The organism is Mesorhizobium argentiipisi (SeqCode), from assembly GCF_037179585.1.
Lineage (GTDB): Bacteria > Pseudomonadota > Alphaproteobacteria > Rhizobiales > Rhizobiaceae > Mesorhizobium > Mesorhizobium argentiipisi.
In genome coordinates, this window is record NZ_JAPYKO010000039.1 from 1 (window position 1) to 18,033 (window position 18,033).

Genomic DNA, 18,033 nt, shown 5'->3' on the forward strand with positions numbered 1-18,033 from the left:
TCAACTCTTCGCCGCCGAGAAGCTTAACTGTCTCGGCCCAGCCATCATCAACAAGCGATTCGTGTGTCATCCCCAGCGTAGAATCACAACCGATTCCGCGCCGCAATACCCTATCTTAGCGCCTATGGGCGGTTGGGGGCGTCAGCGGCAAAACCTCCATTTCCACGGTAATTTCGACGCCCGCTCCAACGCTGGTTCCCCCGGTCGTCAGCGACACTCCTCCCATCGACGACGCGAAGGATCGCGCCGCAAAACGATGGAGACGACGATGACGACCATGGAACACACCGCCTATGAAACCGGCCGCGCGGGCCTCAGTCTTACCGGCTTTGCCGGCCGTTCACTCAGGCTTTTCTACCGTGCAATGAGGATGCGCAGCGACCGCGCCGCCATGCAGGCCATGCCCGACTTGCTCAAGGACATGGGTATCGCCCGTTCTGAAATCGATCATTACACCTCGATGCGCTACGCCTCCGACGCCGGCGGGATGGACATCCGCAACGCCCACTGACCGCCCATGGCGATCGTCGCCACGCCGTCGACAGGCCCCGGGCTTCCCCACGCCCGGGGCTTTTGCGTTCCGGCGCATTCGGGTCAAGACACTTCGTTTCAAACGATACGCCCAACCCAATTTCCACGGTAGGCGTATGAAAGATTCCACGGTCGCATCCACTCTCGTTCAAACGCTCCATCGGCAAACAGAGGCCGTCACGGCAACCAAGCCGCAAACGAACCTTGGAGATGAAGATGCAACCCAACACCAAACCTGCACGGCTTCCGCTCAATGGCGTCGACACGCCGAACCTTTTGGCGACGATCAATTTCGTCGCCGGGCAACCGGAGCTGGCCAAGTTCCAGTTCCGCGCCCACAACGAGTGGATCGAGGGCACGCACAGCAAGACAGTCATGAACGGCTTCTTCGGCGCCGGCCAGGAGCAGAAGCACGAGAAGCCCCATTATGCGGATGCCGACCATCCGGCGATCCTGTGCGGCGCCGACAATGCGCCGACCCCGGTCGAATGGCTGCTGCACGGGCTGGCAGGCTGCCTGATGGCGGGCGTCGCCAACATCGCCGCCGCGCGCGGCATCAAGCTCACCAAGGTGAAATGCTCGGTTGACGGCGACATCGACCTGCGCGGCATTCTCGGCATCTCCGACGAGGTCCGCAACGGTTTCCAGAACATCCAGGTGTCGTTCGAGATCGAAGGCGACGCGCCGGCCGAAAAGCTCCAGCAGCTGGTCGAGCAGTCGCGCGCCCGCTCGGCCGTGTTCGACGTGCTGACCAAGGGCGTGCCGGTCACCGTCGGCATCGAGACCATCCAGTAAGCAGGCCGGCGGTCCGGAACCGATCCGGGCCGCCGTCTCCCAAGACGGAAATGAACCATGAGACGTGCGGACGTCGTCATCATCGGCGCGGGCCAGGCCGGGCTTGCGCTCAGCCATTGCCTTGGCCAGGCCGGCATCGACCATGCCGTGCTGGAGCGCGGCCGCATCGGCGAGCGCTGGCGTTCGCAGAGCTGGCGCTCGCTCAGGCTGCTCACGCCGAACTGGCTGAACGCCCTGCCCGGTTCGCCCTACAAGGGCGGCGATCCCGACGGCTTCATGACCAAGGAGGCTTTCGCGGAAAGCCTGGAACGCTACGCCTGGCAATGGCATGCGCCCGTGGAGACCAATGTCGAGGTCATCGCTGCCAGGCGGACCGGCGAGGGCTTTGCCCTGCGCACCAGCGCCGGCGACTGGGCGGCGCGCGCCGTCGTCGTCGCGACGGGACATTGCGACCGGCCGGTCATCCCATTTTCGGCTGAGACTCTTCGCGGACCGCTCAGCATCCACGCTTCGCAATATCGCTCGCCCGGCGAGCTGCCGGGCGGTGGCGTGCTGGTCGTGGGCGCCTCATCCTCCGGCGTGCAGATCGCCGACGAGCTCGCCCGCGCCGGGCGGCGCGTGGTGCTTTCAGTGGGCAAGCATACGCGCCTGCCCAGAACATGGCGCGGCCAGGATATCTTCTTCTGGCTCTGCGCAATGGGCCTGATGGGGCAGCGCCTGGAAGACCTCGCCGATCCGGAGAGCGCCCGGCGCCAGCCATCGCTGCAGCTCGCCGGTCGACCCGACAGGGCCGATGTCGATCTCGCCACGCTGCAGGCGCTCGGCGTGGAGCTGGCCGGGCGGGTGCGCGGCGTCGGCGACCGCGAGATCGCCTTCGCCGGCGGTCTCGGCCAGCACATCGCGGCAGCCGAAGCGAAGCAGACGCGCCTGCTCGACCAGATCGACCGCTTCGCGGGTGTGACGACACCATACCGGCCCGAGCCGATGGCGATGCCCGCAGCCTGCCCAGAACGGCTGTCGCTGGCGGACGGATCGATCCGCAGCATCGTCTGGGCCACCGGCTATGCGCGCTCGTTCGGCTGGCTGGAGCCTCTGGCGCTCGGCGCCGATGGCGAGCTCGCCCATCAGGGCGGCGTCACCAGCGTGCCCGGCCTCTACGCGCTCGGCTTCCGCTTCCTGCGCAAACGCGATTCCAACTTCATCGGCGGCGTCGGCGCGGATGCCGAGGCGATCACCGCTGAAATCTCCCGTTATCTCGATTGCAACGGCCGCAAGGCGGCCTGAGGACCACGAACATGGCAAACAACCTCATCTCCCTGATGGCCGCTCCGAAGCATGGCCATTACGATGCAATCATCGTCGGCGCGCGCTGCGCGGGCGCGGCGACCGCGATGCTGCTCGCGCGCGCCGGCCTCAAGGTGCTGGCGATCGACCGCAAGCCCTATGGATCCGACACGCTGTCGACGCATGCCCTGATGCGCCCGGCCGTGTTGCAGCTTTGGCGCTGGGGTCTGCTCGAGCCGCTGCTCAAGGCCGGCACGCCGCTCATCGAGACGACAACCTTCCATTATGGCGACGAGGAGATCACCATCCCCCTCGCCAATAGCTCGGACCTCCCCGGCCTCATCGCGCCGCGGCGCACCGTGCTCGACCGCATCCTAGTCGATGCGGCGCGCAAGGCCGGCGCGGAGGTCCTGCACGAAGTCGCGGTCGGCGATCTCTTCGCCGACATGCGCGGACGCGTGCGGGGGATCGAGATCCGCGCCGCCGGCCGTGCTGCCATGCGGGTAAGCGCCGATATCGTGGTCGGCGCCGACGGCATCGGCTCGCTGGTGGCAAAATGCGTCGACGCCCAGACCTTGCGGCGCGGCGCGGTGTCGGCTGCCCATGTCTATGGCTATGCGCCGGTCGAGCCGGGCGCCGACTATCACTGGTACTTCCGCGACGGGATCGCCGGCTCGTTCATCCCGACCAATGATGGCCTCGCCTGCATCGTCGCTTCGGTGCCGACAGGCCTGTTCGACCAGCGCTTCCGCCGCGGCCACGCCCACGCCCGCATGGATGTGCTCGAGGCGCTTTCACCAGCGTTGGCCGAACAGGCGGCCCGGGCACCGAAGGATGCGCGCCTGCAGGCGTTCCGCGGCGTGCCGGGCTATATCCGCCAGCCGCACGGCCCGGGCTGGGCGCTGGTGGGCGACGCCGGCTTCTTCCGCGATCCGATCACCTCGCACGGCATTTCCGACGCGCTGCGCGACGCCGAGAGCCTCGCGCGGGCAATCCTCAGTGGGTCCGAGGCAGCATTCGCGGTCTGGCAGCAGCAGCGCGACATAATCGCCAACCAGATCCTCGACACCACGGACGCCATCGCCGGCTTCGATTGGACGCTCGACGATCTCGGCGAGCGGCATCGCCGCTTCAGCGCCGTGCTGAAGGCCGAGGTGCAGGCGCTGGCCGGGCAGCCCATGCCGGCCCGCCGCGCTACCGCATCGAAGCCCTCGACCTATCGAGCGCCGGCCAACGAGGACGAGCCGCCGGCCGAGCTTTCCCGCAACCGAACCGGAGCAAGACCATGACTGTGCATATGATGAAAGACGGGTGGATCGGTGTCATCAAGGGCCGGCCAAAGGTGGGCGCCTTTGCCGAACGCTCGCGGCGCACGCAGCCGCAGGATATCGACGCCTTTGCCGAGATGACCGGCGATCGTAATCCGCTGCATTACGACAAGGCGCTGGCCGAGGCTTCTGTGTTCGGCAAGCTCATCGTGCAGGGCGGCGTCACGTCCGGCATCCTGAACGCGGTGGTGGCGGAAGACCTCCCCGGCCCCGGCTCGGTGTTCCTCGAAGTGTCGTGGAAATTCGTCAAGGCGGTCGGCGTCGGCGAACTGATCACCGGCCGCGTCGAGGTCAAGGACGTGCGCGCCGACAAGCCGATCACCAAGCTGGAGACATCGGTGCGCGACGAAGCGGGCGAGCTTTGCCTCACCGGCACGGCGACGGTGTTCACCGTGCCGCTCATCGGCGGCTGAGGGCTTCGCGAGTACCCGGTTATCCGCTCGTTCCGGCGATGAAGGCGCGGACGTGGTCTATGAACTCTTCGAAGGCGGGCTCGCCTTCGAAGAGGATGTGGTTCTGGCTATCGAGCTCGATGAAGCGCGCGCCGGGAATGCCGGCGGCCATGGTGCGGCCCGACTCCACCGGCGCTACGTTGTCGTCGCGCGCGTGCATCACCAAGGTTGGCACACGCACCTTTTCCAGCAAGTCGCTGACGTCGATCACCGAAAAGGCGTTCTGAAGACGCCAGGCATCGTCGGGTGAGACGGTGCGCAGCATCAAATCGTCCATCCAGGCGAAATGCTCGTGCGTGGCGCCAGGGATGAACATGGAGCAGAAGGCCTGGCGAAACATCGGGTTCGGCTTGCCCCAGCTCTCGCGCATCAGCGTTGCCACGGCCTCGCGCGTCGCGATCTCGCCGGCGTCGCCGCGCGCCCGCCAGCCTTTGACGTAGCCGCCATAGAGGATCATGCCCGACACTTTCTCGGGGTGGCGGATGGCATAGGCGATCGAAACCGCGCAGCTCTGCGAGAGGCCGAGCAAGGTGAAGCGGTCGAGCCCTGTCGCCTCGACCACGCATTCGAGGTCCGACACCATAGTTTCGAACGAGATATCGACGACATGCCTTTGCGACAGGCCATTGCAGCGCTCGTCATAGCGCACCAGCCGGTTGTGACGTGACAGCTCCCGCATCCAGTGGCGCCAGATCGGGCTGTCCCAGTCGAAGGTGAGATGCGACATCCAGTGCGCGGCGCGTAAGATTGCCGGGCCACTGCCGGTACTGGCATGGGCGAGCCTGGTGCCGTCGAGAGCACGGCAGAACTGCACGGCGCGGCCGGGATCCTGCGGTGACACAGCGGGTTTCAAGGGCGCCTGCGGCGGCGCGGAGGAAGCAGCAGTCTGCGGCGCGCGGCCTGTGGCTTGAGCGGCGGCCGACCGGACCTTGTCCTCCAGCGCCTCGATCTCGGCGGCGAGGCTGGCGTCGTCGGGCGCCAGGCGGCGCAGGCGCTGGGCGAACGGCAGCGCGCGTCGCGGCTCATTCCCCAGGCGCTCGACCAGCTCGCGCAGGATGCCAAGCTCGACGATCTCCACCTCGCTGGCGATGGCCTGCCGCCAGGCTTCATAGTCGAAGCAGCGCTCCAGCGAGAGATCGGCGAGAAAGTCGCCTCGGATCGAGGCCAGGACGGCTTCGAGCTCCTCGGTCGCATGGGAGGAAAGATCGGCCTTCACCAGCGGCGCCAGCCGCGCATAGTCCGTTTCGACATTGAGCGAGACAGCGTTGCGATCGGCGGCAAGAACGGATTCGTCGGAGCCCAGCACCTGGCGGATCTTGGACAGGCTCCAGCGCAAGGCGCCGCGCGGATCGTCCGGGATGTCCCAGAATATCTCGCACAGCCGCTCGCGCTGATGCTGCCTACCGGTGACGGCAAGGTAGGCGAGCAGCGCCCGCGTCTTGCGGGATGGCGGCAGGTGAAGCGGCTCGCCGTCGCGCGTGACCTGAAAATCGCCAAGCACGCGCAGTTCCAGCATGTGCTGGCCGCCTTTCATGCTTCCACGCGCTTGTCGATCGCCAATCTCCCTTCGGCCTTGGCCGACGCTGCGAAGGGGCAGCCAATAGCAAAATCGGCTAATTTAGGAAAGCTTGGTCCCTCACGGCCCGAGGAACCAGATCGACTTGGCGGCGCGGACAGCCGCATATGTCAATTAAGGCACGTGGCCGCTCGGTCACGCCTTTGACGGAACCGGCCTCGACCTGACCGCTGTCGCCAGCACGACCCCGGCCACAATGAAGGCGGCGCCGAGCAGATCGTAGTCATGCAGGCTCTCGCCGAGCAGCAGATAGGCGAGCACGGCGACGAACAAAGTCTGCAGATAGAGCAGCATGCTTGCCCGGCTCGCGCCCAGCGTCTCGACGCTTTTGTTGTAGAGATAATACATCAGCGCGCCGCCGGGGCCGGCCAGATAGGCGAGCGCGAGCAAGCCGTTGCCGTTCAGGGCGGAGCGCTCGTCGTTGACGATTTCCCACAGATGGAACGGCAGCGCCACCAGCGCGCCGGAGCCAAGCAGAAGGACCACCAGCGGCAGGAGCTCGAGGCCGAATTTGGAGCGGCGCAGCAGCACGGTATAAAGCGCCCAGCAGAAGGCGCTGCCGACGATCCACAATTCTCCGATGTTGAAGCGCAGTTGCACCAGCGCGTCCAGCTTGCCATGGGCGACGATGACCAGCATGCCGGCAAGTGCCGCAACCGCGCCGAGCGCTTTCCAGAGCCCGAGCGGTTCGCCCAGCACGAGGCGCGCGAGCAGCATGGTCATGATCGGCGACATTGCCATGATGATGCCGGCCGTGGTCGCATCGGTGTCGTTCAGGCCATGGTAGATCATGCCCTGGCAAAGCGTCAGGCCGATCGCGCCGACGGCAACGATCTCCAGCGGCCGGGATTTTAGAAGCGCCAGCATTGCGCCGTGATGGCGGTGCACGATCGGCAACAGAATGGCGCAGGCGAGCATGAGCCGCCAGAAGCACAGCCCCCAGGGCGGCATTTCCGGCGCCACCCATTTGGCTGCGATATAGACGCCGGCCGAGAGCAGCCAGCACAGCACGGCGGTGGGATAACCAGTGAAGGAGGGTATCGCTCGAGTGGCCGGCGCTTCCGCCGGATGCGCTATCGGTATCGCCTGCATCGCATGCCCCCCGCTTCATGAAGGTCAGCCCAGTCGCAGCCGACAGTCTACCTCATGACGGGGGCGTTATATAGTTGGCCCGGCAAAGCCCCACGTGGCAGGGATCAGTGCGGCGTGTCGCTGGCCGGATGCAACAGGTCCCACGCCAAGCCGACGCGACCGTGGAGCTGCGATGCGAAGTGTTCAGCCTCAACGTCTTCGAGGCCCTCATCGACAAGAGCCTCGATGCTTCGCCGCAGCAAGGCAAGCTGCATCTGGCGCGCGTGCCTTTTGTCGGTTTCACGCAGGATGACCGTGACGTGATAGGCGACCACAGGCTGGCCAAGACAGGACAGGAGCGCGCCTGACCCTGCCGTCGCTGCAGTGACTGCTTCCTCGATATTCATTCCGGCGCTCCTCATCAAAAGATGCTGGGCGCCTCCCCGGCAGAATGGCGACGGTGTCTGTCGCTTCTTTTCTCATTTCGGCCGGTCGTGAACTCTTCGCTCGCGGCCAAAATCAGTATCCTCCAGAACCGTATTAAAGGCGACCGGATAGTTAATTGATGGTTAATGGGGACGCTCGAATCTTACGCGTCCCGGCCGGCTTGATGCATCGGTCAGTGACCGAGGACGTTGCGTTCTGCCGATGGCGCGAGGCTCTGCGAACCATGCACCGAAACCGGCGCGCCGTGAAGAACCCAGTCGGCCGCGATCTGTCCGATCACGGGCGCCAGCTGGATGCCGTAGCCGCCGGCGCCGGCGGCGGTGATCAGCGTCGGTTCCGAGGCATCGATCGGTCCGACGAAGGGGCGATGATCGGCGGTGACGGGATAAAGGCCCGCCCAGCCTCGGCCGAGCCGCGCGCCCGGCAGGTCGGGCACGCGTTCCAAAAGCAGCTCCGCCAGATCGACCTTCGACTGCTCCTCGCACTGGTCGTCGTAATTGTCGGGGTCCTCCGGCGCGATCGAGTTCACCTTGTGGATTTCGGCGATCAGCTCGCCTGGCTTTTCGTGGCGGAAATTGAGCCCGCTGCCTTCGCCGTTCACGAGATCCATCACCATCGGCATGGTGTAGCCGAGCGGCTCGTCAAGATGGATGACTACGGCCTCGTGGCGCTCGGGCCAGATGTGCAGACCCTGGCCGAAAAGCGCGGCGACCTGCGGCGCCCAGGCACCGCCGGCATTGACCACGGCATAGCAGTCGATCAGTCGTCGCTCGCGATCGATCGGGGTGCCATTGGTTTCCAGCGTATAGCCGCCCGGGCGCCGTTGCACCCCGAGCAGCTTGCGGTACTGACGGATCTCGCCGCCCTTGGCGCGGACGATGCCGGCCAGGAAATTGCACATCTCGTGCGGATCGAGGAAGCCATTGTCGGGCCCGAACAATCCGCCTTCGAGCCCGTTCGGGTTGATGTGCGGAACAAAGTCCCTGAGCTCGTTCGCGCGGACGAGACGCGACCTCAGCCCCGCCTCGGCCTGGATTTGGACCGATCTCGCGAAGAGCTCCATCTGACTGGTCGTACGCGCCAGCCGCAGATAGCCGATATGGTTGAACCGAAGCCCCTCGCCTTCCCATTCGCGGAACCGGCGCAGCGAATGGACGCGCAGCATGATCTCGAACGGGTCGGTGAATTGCGATCCGACGACGCCGACTGACCGGCCGCTCGACCCGGACGCAATCGACTGCGCTTCGAGCACGGTCACGCGCGCGCCTTGCTCGACGAGGTTGAGCGCCGTGCACATGCCCAGCGTGCCCGCGCCGATCACCACGACATGAGGAGAAGCTGTCATCTGTGGTCCGCCTGCTTTCACGACGACGCGGCGACGTCGCCCAAGGTCTCGTCGATCGCTTGAAGAATGGCGCCGGCATCTTCCTCGGTCATCGGCGTCGACAGCGCGAACAGGCCGTAGCTGGCGGACAGGACGCCGCGGCCAAGCAAATCCTTGTGGAAGGTGTCGAACTTCCTGTGCTCGGCCGGACCTGGATAGATCGAGCGGTAATCCGTGACGGGATGCGACGTGAAATGAACCTTGAATAGCGAGCCGAGGCCGACGCATTGGCCGGCAAGCCCATGCTTTTCGAATGAGGCGGTAATCCCTTCGCGCAAGGATGCGCCGAGCCGATCAAGATCGGCAAAGCTTTCTTCCGTCAACGCCCGCATCGAGGCAAGGCCGGCACGCATGGTCACCGGATTGGCCGTGAAGGTGCCGCCATGCGGCAGCGCGGGCTTGCCTCCGGTCGGATCGAACACCGCCATGATATCGGCGCGCCCACCCACGGCGCCCACCGGGAAGCCGCCGCCGATGATCTTGCCCAGCGCCGTCAGGTCGGGCTCGATGCCCCACAGCCCTTGCGCGCCAGACCAGCCCAGCCGAAACGAGATGACCTCGTCGAAGATGACGAGCGCATCTGCGGCATGGGCGATCTCGACCATGGCGCTGAGGTAATCCCGCCGCGCCGGTATAAGGCCGGCACGGTTGGGCATCGGATCGATCAGCACCGCTGCGATGCTGTCGCCCTCGGCGGCGAAGACGGCGCGCAGCGCCTCGGTGTCGTTGAAGGGCACGGCGATCACGTCCTCCAGCACGCCGCGCGGCGTGCCCTTGGCATAGGGCGTGGACCTCGGCAGGTCGCCCCAGTTCGCCGGCGAGGAGTCCAGGCTCACTTCGGCGAAATCGTAGGATCCGTGATAGGCGCCCTCGATCTTGACGATCTTCGGCCGCGCGGTGAAGGCGCGCGCGGCCTTGATCGCCATCATCACGCCCTCGGTGCCGGAGTTGGTGAAGCGGATCCGGTCGATGGAAGGCAGCCGCTCGACCAGCAGCTCGGCAAGCTCGATCTCGCTCAGCGTCGGAGCGCCGAAAGCGGTGCCGAAGGGCAGCTGCTCGACAACAGCCGCGGTGACATCGGGATGCGCATAGCCGTGGATCATCGCGGTGAAATTGTTGATGCAGTCGTAATAGGCATTGCCGTCGACGTCCCAGACCCTGCACCCCTGGCCGCGCGCAGCGTAGATCGGAAACGGATCGACGAAGACCGTGGTGCGCGTATTGCCGCCCGGCATCACCTTCCTGGCGCGCTCGAACAGGTTTTTCGATCCAGGCATGGCGTCGGGATAATGCGGCATGGCTCTCCGAAGGCGAATTCAACTCTTGGAACAGCGGCGCGCCGCCCGTCACGAAGCTACGGTTCGTTTGCGCGCCGGCGCAATCGGCCAGACCGGTCATGCGACCCGACCAGGGGTCATTCCGGTCATCATCATTTCGCGGCCGCAGCAACCGGGCGCTTAGACTGCCCGACATTGATCATCCCGCCATCGAGAAGTTCTGCTCCGAGACGATCCCGTCATGACGTCTAGTCCATTTGGATGATGCATCCTGCGCCTAAAGGCGTCTGGTATAACCAGCCGACAACTTGGCAAAATACAGGTTGTTCAAGGCTGTAGAATGACTTCAACACGGAGCGAACCGTTAAGACCGAAAATCTTAATTTTGCGCACGCGCAGCCGGTTTGACGCGCTTCTTGAGCATCGCGAGGAATGCCCAGCAGACAAAGGACCGTGGCCAGTGACATTCATGCATGAATCCTACGAGGAGTTCGAGGGCGACCCGCGCCCGGCATGGGTTCGCTTCGGCATGCGCCACTGGAGGTGGAGCGCCGTTCCCGTGTGCATCCTCCTCTTGGCGCTGATATCTCCGGCAGACAATAGCGCCGAAATGCAGCGACAGATCGCGGCGGCGCGAGGCGAACTGGCGTCGACAAAAGCGCAACTGGGCCAAAGCCAGCACGCCGAGCGCAGCGCAAGCGCGCAGGCAAGAGTGCTAGCCAGCACCTCCGCGGAGCAGGCAAAAGCCTTGAATGATGCGACCCAAAGCAACGAAGCCCTCAAACTCGACCTCGAAGCGGCGCAGCGCGTCATCAAGGGCTTGAAGGCAGAAGCCATTTCCTCGAACGAAGCGCGCAACGCTGCGAAAGCGTCCCTGGCCGAGGCAAATCAATCGCTTGCCGAAGAGCGGCTTAAGGTCGAACAATTCGAGCACGAACTCGCGATGGCCCGCCAGGCCGGCGATGCGGGTGAGAAACGCGCAGATCTGGCCACGGCCGAACGGGCCGCCGCCCTAAAGGACCTCCAGCTGGCGGTTGCTGCCGCAAAGCATGCCAACGAAGCATTGGATCTGGAACGTGCGCGCGCGGTTTCGGCCGCAAGCGACGCCGATGGCGCCCGTCGGGAAAGAGACGCTGCGAAGCAGGCATCTGCCGACTTGAGCGCGGCGTTGGAGCAAGAGCGTCAACGACTGACCGACATGTCCGTTGCCCTTACCGCTGCGCGAAAGGCGATCGACCTTGTCAAAGCGCAAAGCGCGCGCCGCACAGCGCAGATGGAGCGCGCACCCAGGACGCGTCCCGCCGCAGTTTCACTTGCCAGCCAGAATGGCCAAGCTGTCCGCCAAACAGGCTTGCAGGACAAAAACAGAGCGAAGGTTCCAAGATCACCGAAACGGGTTCTGGTGGCGACGACGATCACGCTCCCCGACGCGTTGCTTCCGACCCCGCCTCGATGATGATGGCCAGGAGTGCATTTGGATTGACACGAACGCATGCCGCAGGAGGGGTCCTGAAATGGGCAAATACCTGGCGGTCGCCTTGATGATCGCCGCCGCCACCGGACCGGCGGCGGCGGTTGATGTCGGTGGTGGCGGTAAAGTCGGCGGCCTTGGCGTTGCCGCTGGAGTGAGCGCAGGATCAAAAGGCATTTCCGCGGGCGTGGGGGCACGTGTCGGCGGCTCCGGCAGCGCAAACGTTGGGGCATCAGCGGGCGCGGGCGGCGTCGGCGTTGGCGCTTCAGTAGGCGCAGGTGGGGCAAGCATTGGCGCGTCCGCGAATGCTGGCACCAGGTCAGTCGGTGCGGGCGTTTCAGCTGATGACGCTCCGGACAGCGCAAACGCGGGCGTTTCGACAAGTACCGGCACGGCAACGTCCGCGACCGTGGGCACCGCGCCCCCTGACAACCCAACCGTTTCCTCTGCCAAAAGCGCAAGAACCGCGATCAGCCTACCATCCGTTCTCAAACCTTCCAGCACAGGGGGCGGGGAGTTCGGGCGATTTAGAGCGGGCTATCCCTTTGCGCCCCTTGTATCGCTGAAAGCGAAGGCGGGCATTCCGCGCAAAGTCGTGAGCGCATGCCGCGCGGCGATCATGTCGGCGGCGACGCCGCTTGGCGCTGTGCGCGTATACGCGGTCAGCGCCGGTCCGATGCGCCAACGCAAAGCCGGCCCGGCGGCGCCGCTCGAGGTGCGAATAAATTATGCGCTTCGAGGCGGCATCCAAGTGCGACAAGCGAAAGTCCTTTGTCGGCTCGATGCGAGGGGAAAGGTCATCGCTGTGACGTAGCAGTCGACCGCCATTGGCCTGGACCCCGGTGCCAGCTTTACCGAGCAGTGTACAGGGACCGCTACTTGGCAACGTTATTCGCCAAAACCCGATTTGGGTGCCTGAGATGGGTCGGTGTGATGCCGGTCTGCTGGCGGAAGACGCGGCTGAAATGGCCGGCATTGGGGAAGCCGCAGCGATAGGCGATCTCGCCGATGGCAAGGTCACTGCCTTCCAGCAGCGACTTGGCGTAATGCACCCTCAGCGCCAGGTAGGCGGCCATCGGGCCGATGCCGAGCTCGGCGCCGAACAGGCGCTCCAGGTGGCGGCGCGAGCAGTTCTGCCTGGCGGCGATCTCGGCGACCGAAAGCGTCTCCTGGAGATTGCTTTCCATCAGGAGCAGCGCGCGCTTCACCGCCCGGCTTGCGGCCGCGGGAAAAAGGTCGCCGACCGGCTGAACGTCGCGGCTGGAGCGGATACGGTCGAGCACCAGGATCTTGGCCGCCTTCTCCGCTGCCTTCTGGCCGATGAATTGCGAGACGAAATAGCCGGCGAGGTCGGCGGCACCCGTGCCGCCGGCGCAGGTAGCGCGGCCGCGGTCGACGGAATAGAGGCTGTCGGCATGGGCGTTCACATCGGGGAACTCGGCGCGGAAATCCTTGATGTGGAACCAGCTGACCGCGGCACTGTAGCCGTCGAGCAGGCCATAGCGCGCCAGCACGAAGCTGCCGGTGCAGAGCGCGGTGAGCGGCACGCCCTTTTCGGCCGCGCGCAAAAGGAACGCTTCCTTTTCCGAGCTCAGCTTGCGGCTGGTGTCGAGCAGGCCGCCGACCACCACGACATTGTCGAAATCCTCCGGATTGCCCATCTCCCGGGTCGGCAGCAATTCGACGCCGCAGCTGGCGCGGATCGGCAGGCCGCGCTCGCCGACGATCTCCCAATCGAACTCGATCCTGCGGCTGCGGTCACCCTCGTCGCCCGCAAGTCGCAGCGTGTCGATGAACAGCGACAGCGGCGACAAAGTGAAATCGCGCACCAAAAGAAATGCGAACTTCTTGGCCATCTTCCTCCGGGACCGTCCTCGTTCAACCGGACATTATGCGAAAATCGCTGGGCCAGGCCTTCTGAATCCGACCTTCATCCGGTCGAAACATCATCAAGCCGCGACCGCGGGGGCTAGCGCCGCTCGGCGGCCCTGCTCGTCAACGCGATGAGAATGCGCGCCAAGACAATCCCCACCACACCCGCCGCCGCCTTGACGAGGGCATCGACAACCCGCGCATGCCGGCCAGGGTCCAACAGCTGCAGGAACTCGAGGACGCCGGCCGCCGCGCAAATGAACAGCACGGTCTGCGTCAAGCGGGACGGAAACCCGATCGCCAGGGTCAGCCCCAGCAGGATGTAAGCCAACGCGCGTTCCATGTTGGCGTCGCCCAGATGCGGCCGCAACTGTATGGGCGACAACGTTGCGAAGGTGATGAGAGCCAGCAGGGCGAGTGCGGCGAGACGGGAGATGGAGGTCATGTCCGCTCTTACAGGCCGGTGGCTTTGATAACAATATCGCCGGTGCCCAGCCGTGAATGGTCCGCGCGGCCCGAAGCCGACCTGATCCGCAAGAGATCGGGAGCGCTGAAGTGTTCAAGCTGCCGATGCGGGCTTCCCCCGTCTTCGTCAATGACGTGTTCGTCGAGCGGGTGCGCAAGGCCGGGCTGCGCAATGTGTCGTTCGAGCCGGTATGGACACCGGGAACCGCGATTGCTTGAGGGGAATAACAGTTTTGCGGTTTGCGACGGGGACGGGCAATGACCAACGCCGGCGCCGCGCCTCATCCGCCCTTCGGGCACCTTCTGCCCGCATAGTGACGGGGAGACGGGAGAAGCTGCAACACCCTGGCCCGCCCCCTGGGCGCATCTGGAACAGGGCTCTGGCCCAACCCGGACATGCACGAACGGGATGGCCATTATAACCAGACGCTTTATAACGGTCACTGACAAAGCGATCACCAAGGGGAGACAATGCGTTACATACGTCCGCTTTCAATAGAAGATGCCGTTGGCGAGCTCGCCAAGGCGGTAGGCCCGGCCGCGATTCTGGCCGGGGGCAGCGACCTTCTGGTCAGGATGAAGGGCGGCTTCATCGAGCCTGAGCTGATCGTCGACATCAAGGCAATCGGCGGCCTGGCCGACATCACCGAAACGGCCGACGGTTTCCGGATCGGCGCCGCGGTGCCCTGCGCGGTGCTGGGCGAGAACAAGGCGCTCAAGCAGGCATGGCCTGGCGTCGTCGAGGCGGCCAACCTGATCGGCTCCAAGCAGGTGCAGGGACGCTGCACCATCACCGGCAATCTGTGCAACGCCTCGCCCGCCGCCGACAGCGTGCCGGCGCTGGTGGCGGCGGGCGCCAAGGCGGTTGTCGCCGGGCCTGCGGGCAAGCGCACGATTGCCGTGGAAGCCGTGCCGACGGGACCCGGCCGCACATCTTTGGCCAAGGGCGAGATCATCGAGGCGATCCTGCTCGACAAGCGGCCTGACCATGCGGGCGACGCCTATCTGCGCTTCATTCCGCGCACCGAAATGGACATCGCGGTGGTGAGCGCCGGCGTCAACCTGACGCTGGATGACAAGGGCGCGATCAAGACCGCCCGCGTAGCGCTGGGCGCCGCGGCACCGACCGTGCTCCTGGTCGAGGAAGCCGGGCAAGTGCTGATCGGCTCGAAGCTTGACGAAGCGACGCTGGAGCGGCTGGCGAAGATCTGCTCCGGCGCATGCCGCCCGATCGACGACAAGCGCGGCACCATCGAATTCAGACGGAAGGTCGCGGGCGTGCTGGCACAGAGAGCCGCAACGACCGCTTACAAGCGTGCGGGAGGCAAATAATGGCCGGTGTAGCTGTATCAACCACGATCAACGGCGATGCCGTCGAATATCTCTGCCAGCCCGACGAGACGCTGCTGGACGTGCTGCGCGATCGGCTGGGCCTGACCGGCGCCAAGGAAGGCTGCGGCACCGGCGACTGCGGCGCCTGCAGCGTCATCGTCGACGGAAGGCTGGTCTGCTCCTGCCTGGTGCTTGGCGCGGAAGCGGAAGGCCGCAAGGTCGAGACCATCGAAGGCATGGCGCATGGCGACCAGCTGCATCCGCTGCAGCAGAAATTCCTGGAGCATGCGGCCTTGCAATGCGGCATCTGCACGCCAGGTTTCCTGATTGCGGCGAAGGACCTGCTGGAGAAGAACCCCTCGCCCACCGAGGAGGAAATCCGCTTTGGTCTCGCCGGCAATCTCTGCCGCTGCACCGGCTATGACAAGATCGTGCGCGCCGTCCAGGACGCGGCCAACGTGATGAAGGGAGCCTGATCATGAATTTCGATCCGCGCTACTCCGGACGCAATTTCTCCTCGGTCGGCACGCGGCCGATCCGCCCTGACGGCATCGACAAGGTGACCGGACGCGCCCGCTACGGCGCCGACTTCAACATGGCCGGCCAGCTGGTGGGCCGCGTGCTGCGCAGCCCGCACGCGCATGCGCTGATCAAAAGCATCGACACGTCGAAGGCGGAAAAGCTTGCCGGCGTGAAGGCGGTGATCACGGCGAAGGACCTGCCGGACCTCACCAATGGCGATGCCGCCATGTACGACATCCTCGACAATTCGATGGCGCGTAAGAAGGCGCTCTATGACGGCCATGCGGTGGCCGCGGTGGCGGCGATCGACGCCCGCACCGCCCGCCAGGCGCTGAAGCTGATCGAGGTCGACTATGAGGTGCTGCCGCATGTCACCGATGTCGACGAGGCGGCCCAGCACCACGCGCCGCTGATCAACGATCGGGTCTTCACCGAAGGCCTCGAGGAAAAGCCGGCCAAGCCCTCCAACGTCACCAAGCGCACGCAGTTCGGCCATGGCGATGTCCATAAGGGCTTTGCCCAGGCCGATTTCGTCGTGGAGCGCTCGTTCAAGACCGAGCAGACGCATCAGGGCTATATCGAGCCGCATGCCTGCGTGGCGAGCGTCAACCCAGACGGCACGGCGGACCTGTGGGTCTGCACGCAAGGCCATTTCGTCTACCGCCAGCATTGCGCCCAGTTGCTTGGGCTGGAGGCCTCGAAGCTGCGTGTCACCTCCTCGGAGATCGGCGGCGGTTTTGGCGGCAAGACCCATGTCTGGGCCGAGCCGGTGGCGCTTGCCCTGTCGCGCAAGGCCGGCCGTCCCGTAAAACTGGTGATGACCCGCGACGAGGTTTTCCGCGCGTCGGGCCCGACCAGCGCCACCTCGATCGACGTCAAGATCGGCGCGAAGAAGGACGGCACCATCACCGCCGCGGAAGCGACGCTGCGCTACAGCTGCGGTCCCTACCCCGGCTCCTGGGCCGAGATCGGCGCGATGACCGCCTTTGCCTGCTACAAGCTCGAGAACGTCAAGACCGTCGGCTACGAAGTGCTGGTCAACCGGCCGAAGACCGCGGCCTATCGCGCGCCCTCGGCGCCGATGGCGGCCTTTGCCGTGGAAAGCGTGGTGGACGAGCTCGCCAAGGAGCTCGGCATGGATGCGGTGGAGTTCCGCATCAAGAATGCCGCGCAGGAAGGCACGCGCTCGTCCTATGGCCCGGTCTACGGGCCGATCGGCATCGGGCCGACGCTGGAAGCGGTGAAGAGCCATCCGCATATGAAGGCGCCGCTGAAAGCCAACCAGGGACGCGGCATGGCCTGCGGCTTCTGGTTCAATTTCGGCGGCCAGACCTGCACGGACCTGAACATCGGCATGGACGGTACGGTGTCGCTGGCCGTCGGCACGGTCGATGTCGGCGGGTCCCGCGCCTCGCTGTCGCTGGTGGCGGCGGAAGAGCTCGGCATCGACTATTCCCAAGTCAAGGCCGTCGTCGCCGACACGTCTTCCCTCGGCTACAACGACATGACCGACGGCAGCCGCGGCACCTTCTCCTCCTCGATGGCGACCATCTCGGCCGCCCGCAACGCGATCAAGATCCTGAAGGATCGCGCCGCGCAGATGTGGGACATCCCGGTGGAGGACGTGACCTGGGAAAAGGGCCATGCCATCGCTAAGGGCGAGAAATACGGCAACCTTTCGCCGCTGTCGCTGAAGGACATCGCGGCCGCTTCCGGCAAGACCGGCGGGCCGATCGCCGGCCATAGCGAGCTCGTCGCCGACGGCGCAGGTGTGTCCTTCGCCACGCATATCTGCGACGTCGAGGTCGACCCCGAGACAGGCTTGACCAGGGTGATCCGCTACACGGTGGTGCAGGACGCCGGCAAGGCGGTGCACCCGACCTATGTCGAGGGCCAGTACCAGGGCGGTGCGGCGCAAGGCATCGGCTGGGCGCTCAACGAGGAGTATATATACGGCAAGGACGGGCGCCTGCAGAACCCGGGCTTCCTCGACTACCGCATCCCGGTCTGCTCCGACCTGCCGATGATCGATACGCAGATCTTGGAAATCCCCAACCCCAACCACCCCTATGGCGTGCGCGGCGTGGGCGAAACCTCGATCGTGCCGCCGCTCGCGGCGATCGCCAACGCGGTGTCGAACGCGGTCGGCGTGCGCATGACCCACATCCCGATGTCGCCGCCGCGCATTCTCGCGGCGCTCGACGCGGAACGGGAAGGCTGAGGCGA

Annotated in this window: 18 protein-coding genes; 11 read left to right on the forward strand and 7 right to left on the reverse strand. The window is 65.3% G+C overall.

Annotated features, from left to right (window positions below):
* From O7A05_RS31045 to O7A05_RS31065, 5 genes are all read left to right on the forward strand, one after another.
* Window positions 1–511, forward strand: a 511-nt coding sequence (locus O7A05_RS31045; protein ID WP_337097089.1) for a hypothetical protein, incomplete at its 5' end; no start/stop codon positions are given.
* Between the two features lie 236 nt (window positions 512–747).
* On the forward strand, window positions 748–1,326 hold the full coding sequence (locus O7A05_RS31050; protein ID WP_337097090.1) for an OsmC family protein: 579 nt from the start codon (window positions 748–750) through the stop codon (window positions 1,324–1,326).
* A gap of 57 nt (window positions 1,327–1,383) precedes the next feature.
* The gene (locus tag O7A05_RS31055; protein ID WP_337097091.1) at window positions 1,384–2,610 is read left to right on the forward strand and encodes a flavin-containing monooxygenase; all 1,227 of its coding nucleotides are present in this window, start codon (window positions 1,384–1,386) and stop codon (window positions 2,608–2,610) included.
* 11 nt (window positions 2,611–2,621) lie between these two features.
* The gene (locus tag O7A05_RS31060) at window positions 2,622–3,899 is read left to right on the forward strand and encodes an NAD(P)/FAD-dependent oxidoreductase (protein ID WP_337097093.1); all 1,278 of its coding nucleotides are present in this window, start codon (window positions 2,622–2,624) and stop codon (window positions 3,897–3,899) included.
* Window positions 3,896–4,351, forward strand: coding sequence for a MaoC family dehydratase (locus O7A05_RS31065; RefSeq protein WP_337097095.1), 456 nt, complete (start codon window positions 3,896–3,898; stop codon window positions 4,349–4,351). The genes O7A05_RS31060 and O7A05_RS31065 overlap by 4 nt, the downstream gene beginning before the upstream one ends.
* A 19-nt stretch (window positions 4,352–4,370) precedes the next feature.
* Here O7A05_RS31065 and O7A05_RS31070 read toward each other — a convergent pair whose 3' ends face one another.
* The 5 genes from O7A05_RS31070 to O7A05_RS31090 all read right to left on the reverse strand — a co-directional run bounded on the left by O7A05_RS31070 (window position 4,371) and on the right by O7A05_RS31090 (window position 10,166).
* The gene (locus tag O7A05_RS31070) at window positions 4,371–5,906 is read right to left on the reverse strand and encodes a bifunctional AfsR/SARP family transcriptional regulator/alpha/beta hydrolase (RefSeq protein ID WP_337097096.1); all 1,536 of its coding nucleotides are present in this window, start codon (window positions 5,904–5,906) and stop codon (window positions 4,371–4,373) included.
* Between the two features lie 195 nt (window positions 5,907–6,101).
* Window positions 6,102–7,058 carry a DMT family transporter gene (locus O7A05_RS31075; RefSeq protein ID WP_337097097.1) on the reverse strand — a complete coding sequence of 319 codons (957 nt, stop codon included), beginning with the start codon at window positions 7,056–7,058 and terminating at the stop codon, window positions 6,102–6,104.
* A 104-nt stretch (window positions 7,059–7,162) separates the two neighbouring features.
* Window positions 7,163–7,444, reverse strand: coding sequence for a hypothetical protein (locus O7A05_RS31080; RefSeq protein WP_337097098.1), 282 nt, complete (start codon window positions 7,442–7,444; stop codon window positions 7,163–7,165).
* A gap of 212 nt (window positions 7,445–7,656) precedes the next feature.
* Window positions 7,657–8,829, reverse strand: coding sequence for an NAD(P)/FAD-dependent oxidoreductase (locus O7A05_RS31085; protein ID WP_337097099.1), 1,173 nt, complete (start codon window positions 8,827–8,829; stop codon window positions 7,657–7,659).
* 17 nt (window positions 8,830–8,846) lie between these two features.
* A complete protein-coding gene (locus tag O7A05_RS31090; RefSeq protein ID WP_337097101.1) occupies window positions 8,847–10,166 on the reverse strand; it encodes an aspartate aminotransferase family protein in 1,320 nt (439 codons plus the stop codon).
* 448 nt (window positions 10,167–10,614) lie between these two features.
* On the opposite strand from O7A05_RS31090, the gene O7A05_RS31095 reads away from it, so the two are divergent.
* Entirely contained in the window at window positions 10,615–11,601 is a 987-nt protein-coding gene (locus O7A05_RS31095) for a coiled-coil domain-containing protein (protein ID WP_337097102.1), read from the forward strand.
* 58 nt (window positions 11,602–11,659) lie between these two features.
* Window positions 11,660–12,430 carry a hypothetical protein gene (locus tag O7A05_RS31100; RefSeq protein ID WP_337097103.1) on the forward strand — a complete coding sequence of 257 codons (771 nt, stop codon included), beginning with the start codon at window positions 11,660–11,662 and terminating at the stop codon, window positions 12,428–12,430.
* 61 nt (window positions 12,431–12,491) lie between these two features.
* Here the strand turns inward: O7A05_RS31100 and O7A05_RS31105 are convergent, their stop codons facing one another.
* Window positions 12,492–13,472, reverse strand: a complete 981-nt coding sequence (locus O7A05_RS31105; protein ID WP_337097105.1) for a GlxA family transcriptional regulator — start codon at window positions 13,470–13,472, stop codon at window positions 12,492–12,494.
* 113 nt (window positions 13,473–13,585) lie between these two features.
* Window positions 13,586–13,933: a VanZ family protein gene (locus O7A05_RS31110; protein WP_337097106.1), complete on the reverse strand. Its 348-nt coding sequence runs from the start codon at window positions 13,931–13,933 to the stop codon at window positions 13,586–13,588.
* A gap of 56 nt (window positions 13,934–13,989) precedes the next feature.
* Here O7A05_RS31110 and O7A05_RS31115 point away from each other — a divergent pair, with 56 nt between their 5' ends.
* From O7A05_RS31115 to O7A05_RS31130, 4 genes are all read left to right on the forward strand, one after another.
* On the forward strand, window positions 13,990–14,172 hold the full coding sequence (locus O7A05_RS31115) for an imm11 family protein (protein WP_337097107.1): 183 nt from the start codon (window positions 13,990–13,992) through the stop codon (window positions 14,170–14,172).
* Between the two features lie 252 nt (window positions 14,173–14,424).
* Entirely contained in the window at window positions 14,425–15,285 is an 861-nt protein-coding gene (locus tag O7A05_RS31120; protein WP_337097108.1) for an FAD binding domain-containing protein, read from the forward strand.
* The gene (locus tag O7A05_RS31125) at window positions 15,285–15,761 is read left to right on the forward strand and encodes a (2Fe-2S)-binding protein (protein WP_224513363.1); all 477 of its coding nucleotides are present in this window, start codon (window positions 15,285–15,287) and stop codon (window positions 15,759–15,761) included. Before O7A05_RS31120 ends, O7A05_RS31125 begins: the two co-directional genes overlap by 1 nt.
* Window positions 15,762–15,763: 2 nt before the next feature.
* Complete coding sequence (locus O7A05_RS31130) at window positions 15,764–18,028, forward strand: xanthine dehydrogenase family protein molybdopterin-binding subunit (protein WP_337097109.1); 2,265 nt, start codon at window positions 15,764–15,766, stop codon at window positions 18,026–18,028.
* The last annotated feature ends 5 nt before the right edge of the window (window positions 18,029–18,033 follow it).